General features: G+C 48.9%; 17 protein-coding genes. 12 read left to right on the top strand and 5 right to left on the bottom strand.

The features are described 5' to 3' along the window. Positions 1-32: 32 nt before the first annotated feature. From LRP49_RS15725 to galM, 6 genes are all read left to right on the top strand, one after another. Positions 33-2,150 (top strand): alpha-galactosidase, encoded by a 2,118-nt coding sequence (locus tag LRP49_RS15725; protein ID WP_274143254.1) that lies wholly within the window; start codon positions 33-35, stop codon positions 2,148-2,150. A 361-nt stretch (positions 2,151-2,511) separates the two neighbouring features. Then, positions 2,512-3,885, top strand: a complete 1,374-nt coding sequence (gene melB, locus LRP49_RS15720) for a melibiose:sodium transporter MelB (protein WP_274143253.1) — start codon at positions 2,512-2,514, stop codon at positions 3,883-3,885. 249 nt (positions 3,886-4,134) lie between these two features. Continuing rightward, positions 4,135-5,157 carry a UDP-glucose 4-epimerase GalE gene (galE, locus tag LRP49_RS15715; RefSeq protein WP_274143252.1) on the top strand — a complete coding sequence of 341 codons (1,023 nt, stop codon included), beginning with the start codon at positions 4,135-4,137 and terminating at the stop codon, positions 5,155-5,157. 72 nt (positions 5,158-5,229) lie between these two features. Continuing rightward, entirely contained in the window at positions 5,230-6,285 is a 1,056-nt protein-coding gene (locus LRP49_RS15710) for a UDP-glucose--hexose-1-phosphate uridylyltransferase (RefSeq protein ID WP_274143251.1), read from the top strand. A 90-nt stretch (positions 6,286-6,375) separates the two neighbouring features. Beyond that, a complete protein-coding gene (gene galK / locus LRP49_RS15705) occupies positions 6,376-7,536 on the top strand; it encodes a galactokinase (RefSeq protein ID WP_274143250.1) in 1,161 nt (386 codons plus the stop codon). 81 nt (positions 7,537-7,617) lie between these two features. Next, positions 7,618-8,673, top strand: a complete 1,056-nt coding sequence (galM, locus tag LRP49_RS15700; RefSeq protein WP_274143293.1) for a galactose-1-epimerase — start codon at positions 7,618-7,620, stop codon at positions 8,671-8,673. A gap of 97 nt (positions 8,674-8,770) precedes the next feature. Here the strand turns inward: galM and LRP49_RS15695 are convergent, their stop codons facing one another. The 3 genes from LRP49_RS15695 to LRP49_RS15685 form a co-directional block, all read right to left on the bottom strand. Then, positions 8,771-9,346 (bottom strand): sugar O-acetyltransferase, encoded by a 576-nt coding sequence (locus tag LRP49_RS15695; protein ID WP_274143249.1) that lies wholly within the window; start codon positions 9,344-9,346, stop codon positions 8,771-8,773. A 206-nt stretch (positions 9,347-9,552) separates the two neighbouring features. Further along, positions 9,553-13,092 carry a calcium-binding protein gene (locus LRP49_RS15690; RefSeq protein WP_274143248.1) on the bottom strand — a complete coding sequence of 1,180 codons (3,540 nt, stop codon included), beginning with the start codon at positions 13,090-13,092 and terminating at the stop codon, positions 9,553-9,555. A 466-nt stretch (positions 13,093-13,558) separates the two neighbouring features. Then, positions 13,559-14,905: a ferredoxin reductase family protein gene (locus LRP49_RS15685; protein WP_274143247.1), complete on the bottom strand. Its 1,347-nt coding sequence runs from the start codon at positions 14,903-14,905 to the stop codon at positions 13,559-13,561. A gap of 198 nt (positions 14,906-15,103) precedes the next feature. On the opposite strand from LRP49_RS15685, the gene LRP49_RS15680 reads away from it, so the two are divergent. Both LRP49_RS15680 and LRP49_RS15675 read left to right on the top strand, forming a co-directional pair. Continuing rightward, entirely contained in the window at positions 15,104-15,439 is a 336-nt protein-coding gene (locus LRP49_RS15680; RefSeq protein WP_274143246.1) for a rhodanese-like domain-containing protein, read from the top strand. A 384-nt stretch (positions 15,440-15,823) separates the two neighbouring features. Next, a complete protein-coding gene (locus LRP49_RS15675) occupies positions 15,824-16,879 on the top strand; it encodes an aspartate/glutamate racemase family protein (RefSeq protein WP_274143245.1) in 1,056 nt (351 codons plus the stop codon). Between the two features lie 82 nt (positions 16,880-16,961). Here LRP49_RS15675 and LRP49_RS15670 read toward each other — a convergent pair whose 3' ends face one another. Both LRP49_RS15670 and LRP49_RS15665 read right to left on the bottom strand, forming a co-directional pair. Next, a complete protein-coding gene (locus tag LRP49_RS15670; protein WP_274143244.1) occupies positions 16,962-17,960 on the bottom strand; it encodes a substrate-binding domain-containing protein in 999 nt (332 codons plus the stop codon). Positions 17,961-18,311: 351 nt separating this feature from the next. Beyond that, the gene (locus LRP49_RS15665; RefSeq protein WP_274143243.1) at positions 18,312-18,995 is read right to left on the bottom strand and encodes a nitroreductase family protein; all 684 of its coding nucleotides are present in this window, start codon (positions 18,993-18,995) and stop codon (positions 18,312-18,314) included. A gap of 326 nt (positions 18,996-19,321) precedes the next feature. Between LRP49_RS15665 and LRP49_RS15660 the strand changes: the two genes are divergently transcribed. The 4 genes from LRP49_RS15660 (at position 19,322) to LRP49_RS15645 (ending at position 23,656) form a co-directional block, all read left to right on the top strand. Then, positions 19,322-20,569 (top strand): MFS transporter, encoded by a 1,248-nt coding sequence (locus LRP49_RS15660; RefSeq protein WP_274143242.1) that lies wholly within the window; start codon positions 19,322-19,324, stop codon positions 20,567-20,569. A 29-nt stretch (positions 20,570-20,598) separates the two neighbouring features. Beyond that, positions 20,599-21,747 (top strand): acyl-CoA dehydrogenase family protein, encoded by a 1,149-nt coding sequence (locus tag LRP49_RS15655; RefSeq protein WP_274143241.1) that lies wholly within the window; start codon positions 20,599-20,601, stop codon positions 21,745-21,747. 36 nt (positions 21,748-21,783) lie between these two features. Beyond that, positions 21,784-23,367 carry an acyl CoA:acetate/3-ketoacid CoA transferase gene (locus tag LRP49_RS15650; RefSeq protein WP_274143240.1) on the top strand — a complete coding sequence of 528 codons (1,584 nt, stop codon included), beginning with the start codon at positions 21,784-21,786 and terminating at the stop codon, positions 23,365-23,367. Between the two features lie 109 nt (positions 23,368-23,476). Next, a complete protein-coding gene (locus LRP49_RS15645) occupies positions 23,477-23,656 on the top strand; it encodes a hypothetical protein (RefSeq protein WP_274143239.1) in 180 nt (59 codons plus the stop codon). Position 23,657 lies beyond the last annotated feature (1 nt).

Raw genomic sequence — 23,657 nt, 5'->3', positions numbered from 1 at the left:
CCAAGAAAGAAAAGAGCCTGGGATTGGCGAGCATGAATAAACAAAAACTCATCACTTTGTCTGGTCAAGACAGCCAGATGATTATCGAACTCGGTGATTACGCAGAAATACTGCATTGGGGGCAGCCCGTTTCCGGTTCATTAAGCGGTTTTAGAAAAGCCCTTTTCCGTCCAGTACCTTACGGCAGGTTGGACAACGATGTTTCTATGACGCTGAGCCCAGAGTTGGGGCGCGGTGTGTTTAGCAGCCCAGGGATTGAAGGGCACAGAAACGGCCAAGACTGGGCGCCTGTATTTGTGATTGAAAAAGTCGAGCATGAAGAAGGCAAAGTGACGACCATAAGCGTGGACGCGCGTGCGGGTCTGCGTTTGACGTCAGAATTGGTAATGGACGCACATGATGTAGTGAAAGTGCGCCACACGCTCGGCAACCTTAAAGAAGGCATTTATCAGGTCAACCGCTTGGCAAACACCGTGCCTGTGCCTGCGCGCGCCAATGAAATCATGGCTTACTACGGACGCTGGGTTCACGAGTTCCAAACTGTACGTCAGCCATTGCTGCAAGGCGGATATCAGCAAGAAAACCGCCGTGGCCGCACTTCACATGAACATTACCCTGCACTGGTTGTGGGGACGTCGCATTTCACTGAAATGCAGGGGGATGTTTGGGGCTTCCACTTTGCGTGGAGCGGCAACCACCGTATGCGCGTAGACGTGAAGGCGGACGGTCGTCGTTTGGTTCAGGCGGAAGTGATTTACTTGCCAGGTGAAGTTGCACTGGAAAAAGGCGAGAGCCTGACAACCCCTTGGCTCTATGCGAGTTATAGCGGGGCGGGTTTGAATGGCATGAGCCATCATTTCCACAGCCATGTGCGCGAAGCCGTTTTGCCTTCGGACTTTGCGAAAAAGCCGCGTCCTATACACCTCAATACTTGGGAAGGGATCTACTTTGACCATGACCCTGAATACATCATGGCGATGGCGACTCAGTCGGCTGAAATGGGTGTTGAGCGATTCATCATTGATGATGGGTGGTTCCGAGGTCGAAATGGTGACAAAGCTGGGTTAGGTGACTGGTTTCTGGATGAAAGCAAATACCCGAACGGTTTGGCTCTGATTGTTGATCACGTTAACGCGCTTGGCATGGAGTTTGGGCTTTGGTTTGAACCAGAGATGATCAACAAAGATTCTGATCTTTACCGTGCGCATCCTGATTGGTTACTTGCCGTTGCTGGTTACGATCAGCCTACGGGTCGAAACCAGTTTGTGATTGATTTGCAAAATGATGATGCGTTTAATTTTTTGTTTGAGCGCCTCGACCATTTTCTAAGCTCGTACAATATTGCCTATATCAAATGGGACATGAACCGTGAGATTGTTCAGCCGGGGCATGAAGGTAAAGCGGCGGGGCAGAAACAGACAGAATGCTACTATGCGTTGGTCGACAAAGTACGCGCTGCGCACCCGAACGTTGAAATTGAATCCTGTGCAGCAGGTGGCGGTCGCATCGATTTTGAAATTCTCAAGCGCACACATCGTTTTTGGACATCTGATAACAATGACGCGTTAGAGCGTCAGCGTATTCAGCGTGGTATGAGCTATTTCTTCCCGCCGGAAGTGATGGGAAGTCACATCGGTGCCAGCCACTGCCACAGCACGAGACGTCGTCACAGCATCGAGTTTCGTGGCTTGACCGCATTGTTCGGGCACATGGGGATCGAGTTGGATCCGGTGAAAGAAACGAAGGAAGAGAAAAACGGATTCGAGCATTACATTAAGCTACATAAAGCGTTGAGGCCGTTACTTCATAGTGGCAAAACGTGGCGAGTTCAAACCGATGATGATGCACATCAGGTTCACGCCGTGATAGCGAAAGACCAATCAGAAGCGGTGGTTATGATCGCGCAGTTGGCGATGCCGACCAACGCTCTCAGCGGGCATTTGCGAATTCCGGGTTTAGATCCTGATGCTATTTATCACGTAGAGGTGTTGGATAAACCAAGCAACTTTAATGACATTGTGAATTGTCAGCCATTTTGGACCAATGAAGGATGTGAGTTATCGGGGGAGTGGTGTGAAAAAATTGGTTTAACCATGCCGATTTTGGACGCTGAAACTGCGTTGCTTATTCGCTTGAAGCTTCTTCACTAATAGAGATTGAAAATTTCCACAAAAGCCGTGCTATTCGAAAGAATAGTGCGGCTTTTGTTTTCTTTAAATACCAAAAATAGTGGTCTATAGAAGTAATGATTAAGTTGTAATCGTTATACTTTTAATAAAGTATCTAAATGACTAAAAATAGTACTTTATGGATAGAAAATGCCATGAATAATAGATACTCATGTGCATATGTCACAATTTTAATATCATTGTGTGTAAACGTTTCCATTTGAGGCGATTTGATCACAGATTAGCGATGTAAGTACCGATAGTATCCGCGTCAGACCAATGACAACCATTGCACGTTTAAGACTCAAAGCATGAGGCGATAGCGGCAACAAAGGATAATAAAATGTCTGACAAAATAACCTTACAAACTAAGCTTTCCTACGGTCTTGGCGCACTGGGCAAAGATTTTGCCTGTGCACCGATATATATCTTCTTGATGTTCTACTTCACCGACGTAGCAGGGCTGTCTGCAGCATTCGTCGGTACCATTTTCTTGGCTGCACGCATTATTGACGCAATTACTGATCCTATGATGGGTGTGATTGTCGATAACACGCGCTCGAAGTTCGGCAAATTCCGTCCTTGGATAGTGATAGGTACTCTGCTAAACGCCGTGGTGTTAGTGGGTCTGTTTAGTACGCACATGTTTGAAGGTACTGCGCTGTATATTTATGCCGCCGCTGCTTACATTTTGTGGGGCTTGACCTACACCATTATGGATATCCCTTACTGGTCAATGATCCCTGCGCTTTCAAGCTCTCGCCAAGAACGTGAGAAGTTGGTGGTGTGGCCACGACTGTTTGCAAGTCTGGCATGGTTTATTACCGGTACTTACGGTCTGCACATTGTTGGCAAGCTAGGAAATGGTGACCAAGGTGACGGCTTCTTCAATGTTGCTATGCTGATCGCTGTGTTATTCGTGATGAGTGCATTCTTGATTGCGCGTAACGTAAAAGAAAAAGCAGCACCTGATAATGCAGCCGCACCAGAGAAATTCAGTTTCAAAGATGTGCTTGAAATCATTGGCAAGAATGACCAATTGAAAGCCTTGATTGGTACTGTATTGTCTTTCCAAATCGCGAACTTGCTAGTAGGTGGTTTTGCTATTTACTACTTCACCTACGCATTGGGCGATGCCGAACTGTTCCCTGTTTACATGATGGTGGCAGGCATTGCCGAAGTGGCGGGCGTATTCCTATTTCCTCGCCTTGCGACACTTCTACCACGTAAATACCTGTGGTTTATCGCAAGTGGCTTCCCGATCGTATCGTGTATCGTGCTGCTGGTAATGAGCTTCACAATGCCGGGTAATGCAGTAATGATTGGCCTTGCTGGTGCTGCTATCAAGTTTGGTGTCGGTGTGGCGAACGCCCTGCAGACAGTCATGCTGGCAGACGTGGTTGATTACGGCGAGCACAAAACCGGCCGTCGCAGTGAGAGCGTTATCTTCTCAGTACAAACCATGTTGGTGAAATTCGCAGGCGCAGCAGGTGGCTTTATTGTTGGTGTGGGCTTGTCAGTCGTTGGCTATGTGCCGAATGAAGTCCAATCGGAGACAACCATCATGGGCCTGCAATTTATGATGGTCGGTCTACCTGCGGTGCTGATGTTGATTAGTGCGCTGATTTATAAAGGTTACTATCGTTTACACGAAGGCTTCAATGCGGAAACAGACCTAGAAGCGAACACCTCTGCAACACCTGCTACTGCAAGCTAACTCCTGATTACCCTACCGTGAGCGGCGGAACGATAAGTACGTCGCTCACACTTTCCAAAATATTCTGCTGAATTTCCACTAATCTAGAAAGCAAAGGCTAGGCGAAATGGGACGCCTCATATATAGTTGTGGAAACGTTTACACAAAGTGTTGCACCAAGTGAATTCATAATGGCAATGCTGAGTAAATAACCACAAAAAAATACGAGAGTTCTGCGGCATGACCGCCGTGAAGATGGAGATGCGAAGCGTGAAAGTGCTAGTAACGGGTGGAATGGGATATATCGGCAGCCACACTTGCGTACAGATGATTGCAGCAAGTATGGAGCCCATCATTGTCGACAACCTGTGTAATGCGAAAACAGAAGTACTCAATCGCATCGAAACCCTCGCAGGGCAGATGCCGCGTTTCTACGAAGGCGATATTCGCGATGAAGCGTTTCTGGATGCTGTTTTCGCAGAGCACGACATCAAAGCGGTCATTCACTTCGCAGGCTTAAAAGCGGTGGGTGAATCTGTGGCAAAGCCGCTGGAGTATTACGACAACAACGTGAATGGCTCGCTGGTACTGGCGCGTTGTATGCGTAAAGCGGGCGTGAAAAGTATTGTGTTTAGCTCATCTGCAACTGTGTATGGCGATCCAGAAATTGTTCCTATTACTGAGGATTCACCGACGGGCGCAACTACCAACCCATATGGACGAAGCAAGTACATGGTTGAGCAGTGCTTCGGTGACTTGTTCCATGCTGAAAATGACTGGAGCATCACCTTGCTTCGTTACTTTAACCCAGTTGGTGCACACCCGTCTGGCATCATGGGCGAAGACCCGCAAGGTATCCCAAATAACTTGATGCCATTTATCGCACAGGTTGCAGTGGGTCGCCGTGAAAAATTGGCGGTATTTGGAAACGACTACCCGACACCTGACGGCACTGGCGTGCGTGATTACATCCACGTGATGGATTTGGCAGACGGCCACATTGCCGCGCTGAAAGCAGTTGGGGAACAAGCAGGTTTGCACACCTTCAACCTAGGCACAGGCAAAGGGTCTAGCGTACTGGAAATGGTAGCGGCATTTGGCGAGGCTTGCGGCAAGCCGGTTGCTTATGAAATTAATCCGCGTCGACCGGGTGACATTGCCGAGTGTTGGGCGAGCACAGAAAAAGCAGAAAACGTGCTGGGCTGGAAAGCGACACGTACTGTGGCAGAAATGACTGCAGATACGTGGCGTTGGCAATCTGCCAACCCGCAAGGTTATGCAACCGAAGAATAAGAACATCCCTACGGGCTGGTACCTTTTTGTGTAACCAGCCTTAGACGCAGATTTAGATTTGAGATAAGAACAATGACTAACGTTGAATTTAATCCGGTTGATCACCCGCATCGTCGCTACAACCCGCTGACAGGTCAGTGGATCTTGGTCTCTCCGCATCGCGCCAAGCGTCCTTGGAGTGGGCAAGATGAAAAACCTTCGACCGAACAACTTCCGGCGTATGAAGAAACCTGTTTTCTTTGCCCAACCAATGCACGTATCTCTGGTGATGTGAACCCTGATTATGAAGGGACGTACGTTTTCACCAATGACTTTGCTGCGTTGATGACTGATTCACCAGAGGCACCAGAATCAGATAACCCGCTGTTCAAAACGCAGGGTGTACGTGGTTTGAGCCGTGTGATTTGTTTCTCTCCCGATCACAGCAAGACTTTGCCAGAACTGCCGCTGAACAAAATTCGTGGCGTTATCGACACATGGAATGACCAAATCGAAGAGCTGGGCAAAGACTATGTCTGGGTTCAAGCGTTTGAGAACAAGGGTGAAACCATGGGCTGTTCGCAGCCGCACCCGCATGGTCAAATTTGGGCAAACAGCTTTCTGCCAAACGAGATTGAGCGTAAAGAGCAAAACCTGAAAGCATACTTTGACGAAAACGGGTCTAACCTGCTGGTGGACTATGTTCAGGCTGAAATGAAAGACGGCAGTCGCACGGTTGTAGAAACCGAGCACTGGTTAGCTGTTGTCCCTTATTGGGCGGCTTGGCCGTTTGAAACCATGTTGCTGCCAAAAACGCACATTCGCCGTATGAGTGAATTGAGTGAGGAACAACGTGATGATTTGGCATTAGCCATCAAGAAGCTGACCAGCCGTTACGACAACCTGTTCCAATGCGCATTCCCGTATTCAATGGGCTGGCACTACGCGCCGTTCTTCGAAGAAGGCACGGACATTGAGCATTGGCAATTACATGCGCTTTTCTATCCGCCGCTGCTGCGCAGCGCATCGGTACGTAAGTTTATGGTGGGCTATGAAATGTTGGCAGAAAGCCAACGTGATTTGACCGCCGAGCAAGCAGCGCAGCGTCTTCGTGACGTAAGCGACGTGCATTACAAAGAACAGAAATAATTTGGGAACCCCTGCGTGTTTTAATACCAATGATGAAGAAAAAACGACGCGCAGGATTCAAAACGACTATTAATGATTGAGAGTAGAAACATGTCTGAACTGATTTCAAACGTTAAAGCCTCTTTTGAAGCCGTGTTGGGCTATTTGCCAACACACATTATTCAAGCCCCAGGTCGTGTAAACCTCATTGGTGAGCACACCGACTACAACGACGGCTTCGTGCTGCCATGTGCCATTAACTACCAAACAGTCGTTGCAGCCGCGAAGCGTGATGACATGAAGGTTCGCCTTGTGTCAGTGGATTACGACAACGAAGTGGACGAGTTCGACCTCAACGAAGAAATTACTTTCCTGCAAGACAAAATGTGGGCGAACTACATTCGCGGTGTGGTGAAGTGCCTGCAGGGTCGCGGCTACACGTTCAACGGCGCAGACATTGCAGTAACAGGCAACGTGCCTCAAGGCGCGGGTTTGAGCTCTTCTGCTGCTTTGGAAGTGGTGATCGGCCAGACGTTCAAAACTTTGTTCAATCTGGAAATCAGCCAGGCGGAAATCGCACTAAATGGCCAGCAAGCAGAAAACGAATTCGTGGGCTGCAACTGCGGCATCATGGATCAGATGATCTCCGCGGAAGGGCAAGAAAACCACGCCTTGTTGCTGGACTGCCGCTCACTGGAAACGCAAGCGGTCTCTATGCCAGAAGACGTTGCAGTCGTGATCATCAACTCCAACAAACGTCGCGGTCTGGTAGACAGTGAATACAACACCCGCCGTAAGCAGTGTGAAGAAGCCGCTGCGACCTTTGGTGTGAAAGCACTGCGCGATGTAACCATCGAAGAATTCAATGCCAAAAAACACCTGCTGGATGAGGTAGTGGCGAAACGTGCCCGTCACGTGATCACTGAAAACGACCGCACTGTTGAAGCCGCTGATGCGCTGCGCGCAAACGACATGAAGCGCATGGGCGTGTTAATGGCAGAATCTCACGTATCAATGCGTGATGACTTCGAAATCACGGTGAAAGAAATCGACACCTTGGTTGACATCGTTAAGTCAGTGATTGGCGAACAAGGCGGTGTACGAATGACGGGCGGCGGCTTCGGCGGTTGTATCGTCTCTTTGGTTCCACCATCGCTGGTTGATGATGTGAAAGCTGCCGTTGATGCACAATACGAAGCAGCAACAGGTCTGGTGGCATCAATCTACGTTTGTCAGGCAAAAGACGGCGCAGGACTGGTAGACGTGCTGTAAGGAACGACGATGGACCAAGGACTTTCGCTGGACCAAGGGTTAAAGCTGGACCAAGGGTTAAAGCTGGACCAAAGGTTAACGATGGAGCAATCACTAGTGCAAGGAATGACATCGCAGGCGGCGTTTGATGGCCAGCCTGCAAACCTTGTTACGCTGCAAAACAGCCACGGCATGCAAGTGGTGCTGATGGACATCGGTGCAACATGGTTGAGCTGCCAAGTGTCTTTGGCAGAAGGCGCAAGGGAAGTGCTGCTGGGCGTAAATACCATGGCAGACTTTATTGCGCACCAAAGCTTTCTGGGTGTGACAGTTGGCCGTTATGCAAACCGTATTGCCAAAGGCCGTTTTTCTATCGATGGTCAAGACTATCAAGTCTCAACTAACCAAGCGGGAAACACGCTGCACGGTGGTGTGGAAGGCTTTGATAAACGCCGCTGGAGCATTGAATCCCAATCAGTCAGTGCGGTGACCTTCTCGTTGGTCTCGGATGATGGCGACCAAGGCTTTCCGGGCAAAGTTAACGCTGCGGTGACCTATACACTGACCGATGACAATCAAGTGGTGATTGGGTACAAGGCAATTACAGACAAAACCACCCCAGTGAACCTGACCAATCATGCCTACTTTAACTTGATGGGGGCAGAGTCGGGTGCGGATTGCCGAGAGCATCGTTTGATGATCGCCGCAGACCGTTACCTTCCCACCAATGATGTTGGTATTCCTCACGGTGAGTTGAAAGCAGTGGAAGGCACGGGTTTTGATTTCCGAGAGGCCAAATTGGTCGCTCAAGACATCATGTCAGACGAAGATCAAATCCCCGCGAAAGGCTACGACCACAGCTATTTGTTTGATACCAAACGAGACCCTGAGGCTCCGGTCGCTGTTGTTACCTCACCGGATGGGCGCATTACCCTAAGCGTGTTTACGGACAAACCAGCCATGCAGCTCTACACCGGCAACTGGTTGGAAGGCACACCAAACCGCTCGGGTGGCACGTACTTCGACTATGCGGGCTTGGCTCTGGAGACCCAATTCCTGCCGGACTCGCCCAACCACCCTGAATGGGAACAACCAAGTTGTTTCTTAAAACTGGGTGAGGAATACGCGTACCAAACGGTGTATCAGTTCGACTGCTGAACGCTGAAAATTTGATTAAAAGAAAAACACCCCAAAGGTTGTGCCGTTGGGGTGTTTTTGTATGTGGGGAAGGTGGAAAGCACTGTTCTAGCGAGGTTTATTGGTTCTCTTGAACCTGCTCGTTCTCATGAATCACCCGAATCAACTTAGCGGGTGTGCCACCATACAGAGAATCTGGCGGTACATCGGAATTGACGACGGAGTTAGCCGCAATCACAGAACGCGCACCAATGGTCACACCTTGATTGATCACCACATTGCCGCCAATCCACACATCATCCTCAATGGTTATCGGCGCACAGCTGGTTTCCCAGTTACGGCGTTTGAGATAGTTCAACTCGTGGCTAGCACAGTAAAGCTGTGTGTTCGGGCCAATCAACACATTGTTGCCAATAGTGATTTTTGCACCGTCCAGCATGGTTACGTTCATATTGATGAAGGTCTTTTCACCAATCGAAATCGTTTTGCCGAACTCACAATAGAATGGGGAACGAACAATACTTGATGCTGGAATAGCACCCATAAGCTTTTGAAACAGCGCATCACGTTGAGCATCATCGGTGTTTTGATTAATGGCCTGCAATAAGTCGGAAGCATTTTGACGGATTTGGTTAATGCAATCTGCACCGCCGTCAAAGTCTTTCCCTGCAAGCATCTTTTCGAATTCGGTCATGTCGTTTTTCTACTTATAATTTTTAGGTTTATTGCGGTGACATTGTATCACTCGCGGTTGCACCTCTTCATCAGCCCTTTTTATAAGGTGGTCAATAAGCGGGGTATTGAAGGGGTAAGGAGTAAAGTTTGTGGATTGATGCGTGTTAAAAAACGGCTCATGATGAGCCGTTTTGTTTTTACTGGTTCACTGTGATTGAGCGAGGTTTAGACAAAATCGAACATGTCTGTGGTTACACGGTCAACATCGAAGTTTTCCAGCGTAATGGTCGCGGCACCATCGTTGACAGAAACGACTGTATTCGCACCGCTTTGCCAGTAGGTTAGGGCATCGGCACTGTTGGCTAGCGAGCTATCAATGTGGATGCTGTCTTCATGCAGGTTGAAGTCTGTAATGGTGTCCGAGCCGGATTCGCTGTCGAAAAAGAACACATCGGCATGTTTGCCGCCTGTGAGCGTATCGAAACCAGCGCCGCCCGTCAGGAAGTCAGCACCGTCATTACCCTGCAAGATGTCATTACCTTCACCGCCATCAAGCTTGTCGTTTCCGTGGTTACCTTCTAATTGGTCGTTACCCGCACCGCCATAGAGTTCGTCGTCATTGGTATAGCCTTCAATCGACATGGTGTCGTAACCAAAGCCCAACTCAACGGATGCCGCGTTGCCATCAGCGTCGACAAGGAAGTAGCTGCCGTCTTCTGTCTGTACGATAACAGGTGGCGTTTTATCGTTATCAATGCCTGTAACATGGAGTTGATGCACGAACTTTCCGTCACTGTCGATGGTATAAAGGTCGACACCTTCAGTGGCATTTGGCATCACGAACACAGGCTCTCCATCTACATAACCCGCCGAAGACATGTAAGCACCGCCCCCTGAAATGGTGTCAGTGAGCGTGAGTGTGCCATTTTCGCCAACCACAAAAATCGAAGCATAGTCTGCGCCGTTACCAGAGGTGATGGCATACGTCGCGCCATCCGCGGTTTGGTAGAAGTTGACCGAATTCCCTCCGCCAGCGGTGACTGTCTGCGTGTCGACCAGTGTTAGATCGCCAGTGACGCGATTGACGGTATAAAGGTTTACGCTGCCGTTGGCACTTGATGCAACAAAGGTTTGCGCCCCCATTGAGATAATATCAATGCCGGAGACAAGGTCGCCAGCGTCAACGGTTTTGCCCGTTTCAGCAATTTTCCCAGTATCGGAATCGTACGTCAGGATATCGATGCGGTCGTTTTGAGAGCGGGTGACATAGAGGTACTCAGTCCCATCATTGGTTTCAAAGACCACGTTTTCGCGTACGATCCCGCCGCGAAGCCAAGTTTGGGAGCCCCCAAAGTAGGACAGACCACCGTCTAATGACAGTTTGCCGTCGTCCGAAATGTGCCAGGTGGTGATAGAACCACTGTTTTGGGAGGTGAGGAAAAGCGTCGCTTGACCGTCGACGTACGCCATGTTGGATTGCGTCAGGCCGTTGCCCATCGCACCTACAGAAAGACCAGCATCTTGCACTTGTGCCGTAATGTCGCCACTCGACGTGGTCGTCACTGTCTGAGTGCTGTTGTTGAACGTCATGCGGTCGGTTTCGGTCAGTGTCCCGTCGTTTTCAACGCGAGAAAGAATTGCGGAACCGCTATAGCCAAAGGATGTCGTGAGGACATAAGGCACACCATCAATCTCAATGGCGGTAGTCGTCCAACCATAGTTGGTGCCATTAGCGACGGCACTGCCGACTTGAAATAGCCCCATTTCAGAGCCTACGCCATCGTCACCTTTGAGGACGTCGTTACCGTCTCCGCCATACAGTTTGTCGTTGTCTGCGTTACCAAACAGTTGATCATCGCCGGCACCGCCCTCGAGCAGATCATCCCCATTCCCACCCACAAGCAAGTCATTCACTGCGGTGCCAAGAAAGTCATCGACCGCCAGCTTCACAGAGGCAGATTGCCCATCAGCGTCCACGAGGAAGTAGCTGCCATCGACAGTCTGGACTATCACAGGGGGCGTGTTGTCATTTTGCAGATCGGTAATGGTGGTACGAAGCTCAAGCTGGCCATTTTCATCAATGGTGAACAGGTCGACCCCTTCCGTTGCATTTGGCATCACAAACACGGGTTGACCTTCCACATAGCCTGCTGTCGACATGTACGCACCACCACCGTCTATTGTGTCGGTTAGGGTGAGTGAACCATCGGCATTCAACTCAAAGACAGATGCGTAATCTCCACCGCTGCTTGAGGTAATGGCATAGGTTGTTCCATCCGCTGTTTGGTAAAAATTAACGGAATTTCCCGAACCGTTGGTGACAGCTTCAGTATCAATGGCGGTAAGATCGCCCGTCGCCTCATTGACCGAATAAAGGTGTACGCTGGCATTACCGCTTGCGACAGCGAAGGTTTGACCGTGAGCCTCGATAATGTCGATGCTGGACGCAATATCGCCCGCCACGACGGATTTCCCTGTTTCTGCCATTGCGCCAGTTGTAGGGTCATAGGTCAGAATGTCCACGCGGTCATGGAACGGGCGGGTAACATACACGTATTCGCTGCCGTCGCTGGCTTCAAACACCACGTTTTCACGGATGATGCCATCACGCAGCCACGTCTGCGAGCCACCGAAGTTAGATAAACCACCCTCTAATGACAGCGTGCCTTCAGGCGATATGTTCAGGGTTGTAATTGAACCGCTGTTCTGAGAAGTGAGGAACAGGGTGGGTGTGCCATCTACAACGGAAATGTTCGAGTGGTGCAAACCGTTACCAAAGGCACCGACTGAAAGGCCTGCATCCTGAATCTGACCGGTGATGTCACCAGCCGACGTTGAAACAACTGTCTTGGTACTGTTGTTGTAGGTTAAACGATCCGTTTCGGTTAAGGTGCCGTCGGTTTCCACGCGCGAAATGATGGTCGTGCCGCTGTAGCCAAATTGTGTGGTGACAACAAAAGGAACGCCGTCAATGGTTACAGTGGTGGTGGTCCAGCCCGAATTTGCCCCGCTTTGAACGGCAGGGCCGTCAGCCTCCAGCTTCACACCGCCGTCGCCGCTTGAACCTGAGCCAGCGTTTGGGTCGGTGCCGTCATCGCCGATCAGGTGGTCGTTGCCGTCACCCCCGAAAAGACGGTCATTGTCATAGCCGCCATCGAGGTAATCGTTGCCAGCCCCACCTTGTAGAGCATCATCGCCATTGTCTCCGTAAAGGAAATCGGCACCGTCTTCGCCCCAAAGGGAATCGTTATCTTCGCCGCCGCGAAGGGTATCCGAACCTTGACCGCCCCAAAGGACATCGTTGCCTGCATCGCCACTAACAACGTCATCGCCGTCGTTGCCAAATAAGATGTCGTTACCATCACCACCGTGCACGGTGTCATTGCCATCGCCGCCGCGCGCTTTATCGTCGCCTGCGCCACCGTAGATGGTGTCCACGCCATCGTCGCCAAACAGCAAATCGTTACCGGCACCACCTTCGAGATGGTCGTTTCCTAATCCGCCTTCTACGCGGTCATCGCCCTCACCGCCATAGAGCAGATCGTCACCAAAACCACCGCGAACCCAGTCGTTTCCAGCGTCACCGTGCACAATGTCGTTGTCATCACCGCCGATAACCGTATCGTTACCGTCGCCGCCATACACGGTATCCGTATCGCCGTCCGCCTGAATGTAATCATCGCCGCCGTGTCCGTAAATAACATCCACACCGACTGTGCCGCGTAGGATATCGTCTTCCTCTGTCCCATTGATAATGTTGGCCACTGTATTTTCCTTTTATTTTGGTGAGATTGACGGGTCTTTCTCTTTGGGTATTTGTCCGTAGGGAGAAATATAAAAGGAGATATCCTCACAAGGAATGAGGCCATGTATCGCTTAAGAGACACGTTTGGCGGTTTCATATTCTTTTGATCACAACAGTCGCTACGTCGCCAATGGCGTGTACGTTACACTCATCACTGTGATTTTACTAAATGCATGTTTTTAAGGGGTTATTTTGGTGGCGGTGGGGCGTAATAACTATTTCGAAATACAAAATTTCTTAAGCATGAAAAAAGAATGAAATTGATCCTCTATGGAGATTTCGGTTTTTTGAATGTGCTCGACAAGGCGAGATTTCGTTTAGCAAATGCGTATTTTGTCTACCGATCTAGTTTCATGGTCTGCTTTTTACTCATGGCGTATGCAAGCCTTCACTTTATTCAAACTCTGCGTTGCACACGCCTTGTATTTACCGCATCGCAAATAGCTCTTCATGAAAACGCGATTTCACATCTAACCCATAACGCGGTAGCGTTAATCGCAGTGCTTTTGAAAACGCTTCGGGTCCGCAGAAATACACCTCGTAATCAGCTAAATCACCGTGGTTTTGTTGCAACTGTTCGGCATTTAATCGGGTAGCTGAACCGCTTTCAATAATTCGAAGTATTACGCCTTCTTGTATGCACAGGTCATGCAGTTTCGCTTCCAACTCATCGTCTTTGTCTCTCGTGCTGTAATAGACATGGATAGGTGCCAAGTTTTTCGTGCCAGCGTGCTGTAAAGCTGTTTTTCGTTGCGCTAAGGCGGCGAGAAAAGAGGCGACACCGACACCGCCAGCAACCCAAATCTGTTTCTTGTCAAAATCAAAGTTCAGCTTGCCATACGGGCCTTCTAATTCAACGTTATCGCCAGCGGCAATCCGTTGATGTAAGCCTGTGGTGAAGTCTCCCAGTTCCTTAATCAGAAAACGAACCTCCGATTCCTCCGGTGAAGAGACAATCGTGAACGGGTGCGGCTCTTCCTGTCCGACACGAAGGTAAGCGAATTGTCCTGCTTGGTGGCCTGCCCATTTCTCGTCTGGTTTCAGGCTTAATAGCAGTGTTCGTGATGCCGGGAAGTAGCATGTGCTTGTTACTGTTGCAGCAGCGCGTTGTCGACGACCGACAAAACCAAACAAACTATAAAGTGCGGCGATTGAACCCAACGTAATTGCAGCAAGGGTGATGTAGCTTATTGGATTAGCCCAATAACTGGCTTTTAGTAGCAATGCTGAATGGAATGCGATCAGCAAGTAAGCAAATGCCATTAATTTGTGAGAGAGCTTGAAGGGTTTGTACTTCAGTGCAGCCCAAAGAGAAACGACCACCAAGATCAGCAGCAAATAGAAGCCTTTCTCACCGATTTCCATGGCCGGTTCACGCAGTTGCAACAACCACTCTTGCCATTGGCTCGGTTCTACTGAACTTGCTCCACTGGGTTTGCTTGGTCTGGTTAGCCAAGCTGCCATCACCATCCATTTGGGAACCTGATACCAAAGCCAGTGTGCAATGCCGAATCCTGCGGCTCCAATGCCTAACCACTTGTGGAGTCGGTAGGATTTGTCCAATCCTTGTGTCCATTGCTCAATCATTGGCAAACGCAGCGCGAGAATCATGGTCAATGACATGAGCAAGATAGAGATGATGCCTGAGTACTGAATGATTGCAGCACGCCAATAGAAAAACTGTGTGGAAGTGAGTAACTCGGGTTCTGCCAAAAACCATAGTGCAGAGACTAGCGAAAGGAGCAGCCAGACTGGCCTAAGTGTGTTGTTCATTGGGTACGCCTCTACGGAAATATAAGCGTATGTTAGTGAATGCTAAGTAAAGAAAGGTCAAACCGCGTATAGCTGCGTAAAGGTGATGTAGCGTGGATAAATCTAATGCAGTACTCGTGCATGAGCGATAATGTCAGAGAGAAGGGAAAAGGGCGTGAGCTTTTCCGATACCGTTTCTGAATAGAGGGACTGAATGACATGGCATGTTCAACCACCAAACCAATTGTGGCGAGCCTCTTTGTGTTGCTATTTAGTGCGGTCGTCAATGCCGAGATGGTATGGATAGACACACGCAGTGCGGTAGAGCACTTTTTCGATAATATTCAGGGCGATGCAAGGATCGCCCATCAAGATATCGTTGAAGAAGTAAGCAGGCTTTATCCTGATAAAAACACGGAGATTGGGTTGTATTGCGTGCGTGGGGTACGGGCGGGTAAAGCAATGGAAGCGTTGAACAGTGCGGGTTATCTCAATGTGTTTAATGCGGGCAGTATCGATGATGCCAGAGCCGAGCGTGGCCTTGAGGGTAAATAATCGCACGTTGATTTTTACGGTGCCTTTTAAACGTCGCGTTAAATTTAAATAAACCGTTTTCGCCCCTTCTGCTAACGTTTTTTACCTTCCTATTTTCTTGCTTGTTTTGCGATTTCGTATTTTTGAACTGGCTCACCTTTGTTGGTTTAATTGCGCTTAGGACACTGATTTTTCGAATGTAAAATCGAGATGAAGATGTCCGATCAAGGTGAGTAGCCATATTCCCTCGTTATTCTCGGCATCACTTTCCCCCCCAGGAGATTTACCTCAGCAATCCATGTCATCTCTATGACCAACATGTGCCGCTAATAAACATGAACTTTGTGGTTTCCGCAGGGTGGGTTTGCGTGTGTGTTCTCCAAAGAAGTTGTAACAGGAAAAGCAATGAAACAAAGAATAGGGATTATCGGTGGTTTGGGTAACGAAGCCATGGTCGACTTAGTGAACAAAATCGCGAGCTACCCAAACCATGTTGAACATGAATACGTGGTGTTTGGAAACTCGCGCCTTGCTTACAAGCCAGAAGAAGTTGCCCAAAAATGGTTGCCAACAGATTTGCCAGAGCTGCGCAAATACGACACCGCACTTTACACCCTCAGACTTATGCAACATCTGGGAACAACGGCAATGGGATTGGCGTGTAACAGCGCGCATGAACTGTTCCGAGATATCGTGTCAGATATCCCCGTTCCATTTATCGACATGTTGAAAGAAACAGCAGCGACTGAACAAGGCCAAACAGAAGACATTTTGGTGATGGGTGTCACCAGCTTGATGGAGTCTGGTTTGTATCAACAAGCGTTGGCGGAGTATGGTGTACCATCCTTCTCGCCAAGCACCGAAAACCAACCCAAAGTGATGGACGCCATTTATAACTCTGAGTTCGGCGTTAAAACCGCACAAATTACGCCGCAAGCTGAGCAACTGCTGTGTGACGTGATCACCGATGAAGCATCGCGATCGTCGTTCAAAAAGGTGGTGTTAGGATGCACTGAGCTGCCTTTGGTGCTAACACCTGCAAATGTCGCCCGCTTTAAAGCAAACGGCATGATCCCTGACTACATCGACGTAATTGATGCTTCAATGGTCTTGGCAACTAAACTGGCAAATGCCAAAGGTCAGGCGTTTGAACTGGACGTGCCTATGGCGTCATTCCGTCGTGAAAACCTTGACTGGTTTTTGCCGTTTGCCATTGAAGTCACGTCTCTGTCTTCGATTGCAGAAGTGCAAAATCGCATCTTTGCGCTAACGGCGCAGTACGCGAAATCACAGAACAAGGCGATCACTGGCAGCTACGCGCATTTGCCAACGCTATTCTTTTCTAAAGAAGCGATTGATGTAAAAGAGAAGCTGATTCAGTTGGATATTGAGCTAATTGAAGCAGATAAATTGACTGATGAGCGTGTATTGGATGCGTTAGCGCAGCATTTCTCGGAATAACACAACGGCCAGAAATAGAAAAAGCACCGCCTGCTAGCGGTGCTTTTTTGTGCTCGGTGCAAATTGATTTCTTCAGTACAAATTAAAGTGATGCAACGGAGTTTCGGCGTACCAGTGTTGGGGAGAAAATCGCCGTTTCGTCTTCAATCTCTGCATTTTTAGAAAGAGCCAATGCAAGACGGGATGCACGCTCCGCCATGATTTCAATGGGGTAACGAATCGTGGTCAGGCTAGGGTGAACAAAGCGTGCAATCAAGCCATCATCAAAACCGACGATAGACATTTTGCTCGGTACCGCTATGCCATTTTGGTCTAACGCGGCCAACGCACCTGCCGCCATGTAATCGTTATATGCCACAACAGCTGTAAAGCTCAGGGATTTGCTGAGCAGGTTCGTCATTGCAATTTCGCCGCCATCACTGCTGACTTCACCGTATTCGATATAGCTTTTGCTGAGTGATACACCGTTATCCTTGAGTGCGGCTAAATACCCATCGAGGCGTTGTTCGGTATCTTCAATGTCTTGCGCTGATGCAATGCACGCAATGTTTCGGTGACCGTGGCGGATTAAAAAATCAGTGGCTAAGTAGGCACCTTTGCGGTTATCAAGCGCAATGCATCGTTCGGCGATTTCAGGGATATGGCGGTTGATGATCACCATACCTTTGACTTCCTTGGCATAGCCAATCAACTCTTCGTCGGAAAGGCCTTTTGCGTGAACGATGATGGCTTCACAACGTGCATTGATAAGGAGCTCCAATGCATGACGTTCGTCTTCTGCTTTGTGATATCCGTTACCGATAAGAATGTGTTTGCCATTTTCACGTGCAACCTGATCAATGGCTTTAATCATGCTGCCAAAAAAGGGGTCGGAAACATCGGAAACTAAGACGCCAACCGTGTTGGTACTTTGGCTCACGAGCGCACGAGCAGCCGCATTGGGACGGTAGCCTAACTGTTTCATCGCCAAGCTGACCGAGTCAATGGATGACTGGCTGGCTTTGGGTGACTTGTTGATGACGCGTGACACTGTCGCAACCGAAACGCCTGCTTCCCTTGCTACATCTTTGATTGTTGCCATGGAGATCCCCTTAATCGAACAACCCATTAAACACCGCGAGTGTAAACATCGCAAATGTTTACGGTTTTCCTCGATGATAAATGGAGGTTATCCCTTATTTTTATTGGCGTTTGTGCTTGTGTTAACGATTACAGTTTTATAGCAGGATTTGAAGTTCGTTCTGGGGTTTGGTTGGTCGACGTTCAGGGGCGTTGAAAGTTTGATTAATAAAAAAGCCGCCCGAGGGAGGGCGGCAAATTAATGCGTATTGTGGTGCTGAGAGTCCATCCTTGAACTCAGTTGTTATCATTATGACGCTGACGCATTCTGGGTTAGTGTCAAAATGGTCAGGTGTCCTTCAGGTTATGGGTATTAGTGCTCTTTAACGACGTCGCTTAATTCAACGCGTAGGCGAGGGCCATAAACACCTTCTGGCAGGCGTTTACCACAGCTCACCACCATACAAACGTCGACTTCTTTCGGCAGGCCGAGCAGTTCTTTGACTTTGTCTTCTTCAAAGCCTTCCATCGGGCAGGAATCGTAACCCTCTTCTGACAGTGCATACATGAACGTCATCGCAGCGAGAGCAACACTCTTGTTCAAAATGACGCGAACGTCTTCTTTGCGTTGGTTTTCGCCTTCCTCTCCCGCAACGCCTTTGTACTCAACCATGTCTTGACCGCCATAGAGGAAAGGCATGTCTTTTTCATAATAAGCAAACACGTGTTCTGGTGTATTTGGTTTGGAGGCAAACGCGTTACGAATCACCTTCGCGTTCATGTCCGCGCGTTCTTTCCATTTGTGCGGGGTGGTGACAAACGCCACTAATTCGTTCGCTGTTTTCGCCGCATTTTGACCTAAGCAACATGTCTTCATGAGCTCTACTTTTTCTGGGCTTTTTACGCGGTGGAATTCCCACATTTGCATGTTTGAGCTGTTAGGTGCCAGTGTTGCCAATGCGAGTGCACGCTCTACGACTTTAGGGTCAAAGTCGAATTCTTGGTCATACTTTCGGATAGAGCGGCGATATTCGACAATATCAGTGAAGTTCTTCATTACATATTCCTTGATTCAAATTGGGATTCGATGTCGTTGCAAAATGTACCAGTTTGAATGCGTCAAAATGAAAACTTTTTAAACGTTTCATTCGTGAAACGTTTTTTCATTTACCCCTGTTCAAAATGACCGTTTTAAAGCACTTATTCGGTCTTTATTTGAGGTTGATCACTATAACTCACTGTTTCGAATGGGTCGAAATGACCTTTTGAGTATTGAGTCAAATATTAATATTTCATTTTGAATTATTCCTTAGAAAAAATATGACATTCCACAATGATGCATCTCGTCAGGTAAATATTCGTTAATCTCAAGGAAACTTCAAAATGACTAGTGATGCAAAAATCCCAGCCAGAGGTTGGGCAATAGTTTGGATTGCTTGGCTGGCATTCATGGTCGCCAACCTTTCTAACTTCGCATTTGGTGTAATTCTTCCAGACATGCGAAATGACATTGGCTTTGATTTGGAAACAGCGGGTTGGCTAAGTGCTATCGCTTGGGTGGGTAAAGGTCTGTTAACCATCCCAATCATCTGTTTCATCAGTAAAGGAAAACCCAAAACCGTTTTATTTAGCATCTTCGTTCTCCTCGGCATCGGGATGATCATGCAGGGCTACGCGACAAACGTCACTATGCTCTTCGTCGGTCGCTTGTTTGTGATGGGTGTTGCTGCTGGCATCGTTTCTGTACTTGTGGTTTTCAAGATCCAATGGATCCCGAAAGAGAAGCTTGGATCTATCAACGGCGTTGAAATGTTCACCGGTCCAGCAGGCCAAATGTTAGGTACAGCGGCATTCCCAATGTTCCTGGCAATGATGGCGGGTTGGCGTGAAGTGATGATCGTCATGGGTGTCTTCGCGTTGATTTTGGCTGCTGTTTGGATGGTTGTTGCGAAAGACAACTCTGAAGGCGAAACCAAACCTTACGAACAAGTACCTGTATTGCAGCCGCTGAAAGAGGCTTTGCAATACAAAAACACCTGGATTCTGGCCATTGCGTGGCCGATGACATCGTTAACCTGGATTGCGGTTTACACCTTCTGGCCAACGTACGCGGTTGAAAGCTTGAGCCTGTCTATCGCGGAAGCAGGCATGGTGTTAGGTCTGTTGCCAATCGGCTCTGCGATTGCGTGTCTGGTGTCGCCAGTCATTGCGCAGAAGTGGGGTTATGACAAGCCATTGATTGTTGCCTCTGGTGTGGTTCTGCCTGTTGCTTACTACAGCCTGATGCTAACTGACAATGTCCTCATGCTGTCTGCTGCAACCTTCATCGCAGGTTACGCCGCTTACAACTTTGTCCCACTGGCGTTCACCACGCTTTACAAAACTGACATGTCGCCACGTGCTGTGTCGATGGGTACTGGCTTCATCTTCTCACTGGTTGGCCTTGGTGGCGCAGCGGGTGGTGCAGCAACGGGTTGGTTGGGTGCGCAGTACGGTCTTGAAACTGCATTGTCGCTGACCTGTATCACGCCTGGCTTCTTCGCTGTTCTGACCATGTTCCTGACTGAAACAGGCTGGAAAGCAGAACAGAAGAACAAAGCACAAGACAACTTAGAAAAAGAACCGGCTTAATCAATATTCCAATAAACGGAAGGTATGAAATGAACTTTCTACTCGATAAAGAACATCAGGCAATTTTTGAAAAAGCGAAAGCTTACAGCCTTGAGTGCCTTGCACCTGTTGCCCTTGAACTGGAATCAGATCCAGAGCTGTTAAAAGCAAAAATGAAAGAAATCGCGGAGAACGGATTCTACGGTCTGGGTATCCCGACAGAGATGGGTGGCAAGGGTTACAACTACCTGCAAATGTCTCTGGTTTATGAAGGTCTGGCACACGGTAGCGGCATCATGTCTTTCCTGCTCCAGCTTCAAAACAACATCAATATGGAAATCGCGACTTTCTATGAAGGTATCGATGAAGAAATCCTGAAAGTCGTGCCAGATCTCGCGTGTGGCAACAAAACCACTGCATTCGCTCTGACTGAAAGCGCATCAGGTTGCGATCCATCGGCAACGGAAGCTTACGCAGAACTAGATGGCGATGTTTACCGCATCCAAGGTACTAAAGATTGGATCACCAACGCAAAAGACGCTGACTACTTCAACGTGATGGTGAAAGACGGTAAAGACAGTAAAAACATGATCATGCTGTTTGTTCCAGCTGATACCAAAGGTCTGCGTTACTTGGAAAACCGCGAACGCATGATTGGTAACGGTATGTTCGTTGGCGGCCTTGAGTTTGATAACTGTGTCGTGCCAAAAGCAAACCTGCTGTCTGCTGACGGTTTTAAAGAAGCATTGAAAGCGATCGACGTTGCCCGTGTGTTCACGCCAGCAATCGCAATCGGTGTAGCTCAGCATGCTGTGGATTCAGTGAGCGAGTACTTGGGTCAGCGCGAATCATTCGGCAAGCCAATCCTGACCAACCAAGGCGTTCAATGGCAAATCGCTGAAATGGCGACAAAAATCGAAGCGGCTCGCTGCCTGCTTTACAAAACCGCAGCTGTAATGGATAGCGGCGAGCCAGTGGCTCTGACGGCGGCAATGAACAAGTTGTTTGCGACTGACGTGGCGATGGAAGTCACCGTGAAATGTGCGCAACTGTTCGGCGCAGAAGGCTTCATGAAGGATGCTCCGATTGGTCGCGCAATGGCAGTTGCCAAGATGCTGCAAATCGTTGATGGCACCTCTGAGATTCAAAAGATTGTTGTAGGCCGCGGCATCGCTCGCCAATACCTACCACGTCGCTAATTTTCTGAAAGAACTCTACGTATAGGAATAATAAAAATGTCTGCACAAAATAAAATAATGGACGTGAAAGAAGCGATTGACCTGATTAAATCTGGCGATTGCGTTGCTATCAACGGTTTTGGTTCTCTGTGTTTCCCTGAAACAGTGGCAATTGCGCTGGGTCAGAAATTCTTAGAAGAAGGTCAACCTCGTGACCTGAGCTACTACTTCGGTGCGGGTCTGGGTGAATCTCAAGAAGGCCGCCTGATCGATGCAATCTCTCACGAAGGCATGGTGCGTCGCGTTGTTGCTTCTCACTTCATCAAAATGCTGGGCCTGAAAAAACTGGCAGCTGAAAACAAAATCGAAGCATACAACCTGCCTTACGGCCCAATCAGCCACACCTTCCGCGCTGCGGCAGCAAATCAGCCAGGTGTACTGACCAAAGTTGGTCTGAAAACCTTCGTTGACCCACGTAACAGCCGCGGTGCACTGAACGCGCGTTCTACTGACACGCTGGCAGAACTGATGGAAATCGGCGGCGAAGAGTACCTGTTCTACAAATCACCAAAAGTCGATGTGGCAATTATCCGCGGTACGACAGTTGACGTGAACGGCAACGTGTCATTCGAACATGAAGCGTTCTACCTAGACCCATACAGCACAGCAATGGCGGCGAAAGCGAACGGCGGTAAGGTCATCGTTCAGGTTGAGCGTGTTTCTGCAACTGCGTCTCACCCACGTTCAGTGAAACTGCCAGCAGCAATCATCGATGCAATCGTGGTTGATGGCGAGCAAATGCAAACCATGATCGAGAAGTACGAGCCTGCTTACACGGGCGAATTCATCATGCCAGAAGCGGACATTGCGAAGAAACACGAAACCATCGCACACCTGACGTCAGGCAGCGGTAAGAAACCACGTGAACTTCTACACAAAGTTATCGCGCGTCGTGCAGCGATGGAATTGGCAGATGGTGCGGTTGTAAACCTGGGCATCGGTGTACCTGAGTTGGTACCAGGCCAAGCGAAAGAAATCGGCATGTCTACCAACATGTACCTGACTATCGAAGCGGGTCTGATTGGCGGTACGCCAGTCGGTGGCCTGAGCTTTGGTGCGGTTCTGAACCCAGAAATGTGTCAAGACACGGCGAGCCAGTTCGACCTGTACGACAGCGGCATGCTGGACATCACCTTTGTTGGCGCAATGCAGGTTGATGGCTCAGGTAACGTAAACGTAAGCCGCGCGGGTGACAAGATCATCGGTGTAGGTGGTTTCGTTAACCTGACAGCAAGCGCGAAGAAAGCCGTGTTCTGTTTCCCATTCTCTGGTGGTGGTCTGAAGACTGAAATTGGCAATGGCAAACTGACTATTCACCAAGAAGGTATCTATCCGAAGTTTGTTGCGAGCGTTGATGAAATCTCTGCAAGTGGTGACTTCCGTGCAGAGCAAGGCACAGTAACCATCTACGTGACAGAGCGTTGTGTGTTCGAACGTACTCGCGATGGCATGGTTCTGACCGAAATCGCACCGGGTGTGGATATGCAGCGTGACATTCTTGACCAACTGCCGTTCTCACCAATCATCTCTCCTGTACTGAAAGAGATGGATGCACGTTTCTTTAACGAAGACGTTGCATAACTAACACTCCCGACCTCGAAAGAGGTCGGGAACCCATTTTTCATCATGCATGCTTCGGGTAAAGGCCCATAATTTCTGGTGCGGAAGCGGCTCGATGAGGTAACCGCGTATGAAAAGTGATTGTTGCTACGAGATGGCGAAAGACATTTTTGTGTGCCATCTGGGAATGAGCGAAGGCGAAGCGGAAAAACAATTGGCGATGATATTCCAACATGGAAACTCGACCTCGGTAACGCATTCTTCTCGCGAGAAAAAACTGACGAACTATTCAGAAAATAAAAAGGTGTAAT

The sequence above is a fragment of the Enterovibrio qingdaonensis genome, assembly GCF_028683135.1.
Classification (GTDB): Bacteria; Pseudomonadota; Gammaproteobacteria; order Enterobacterales; family Vibrionaceae; genus Enterovibrio; species Enterovibrio qingdaonensis.
The sequence above is the reverse complement of the archived record's forward strand: the minus strand, read 5'-3'. Positions and strand labels throughout refer to the sequence as shown.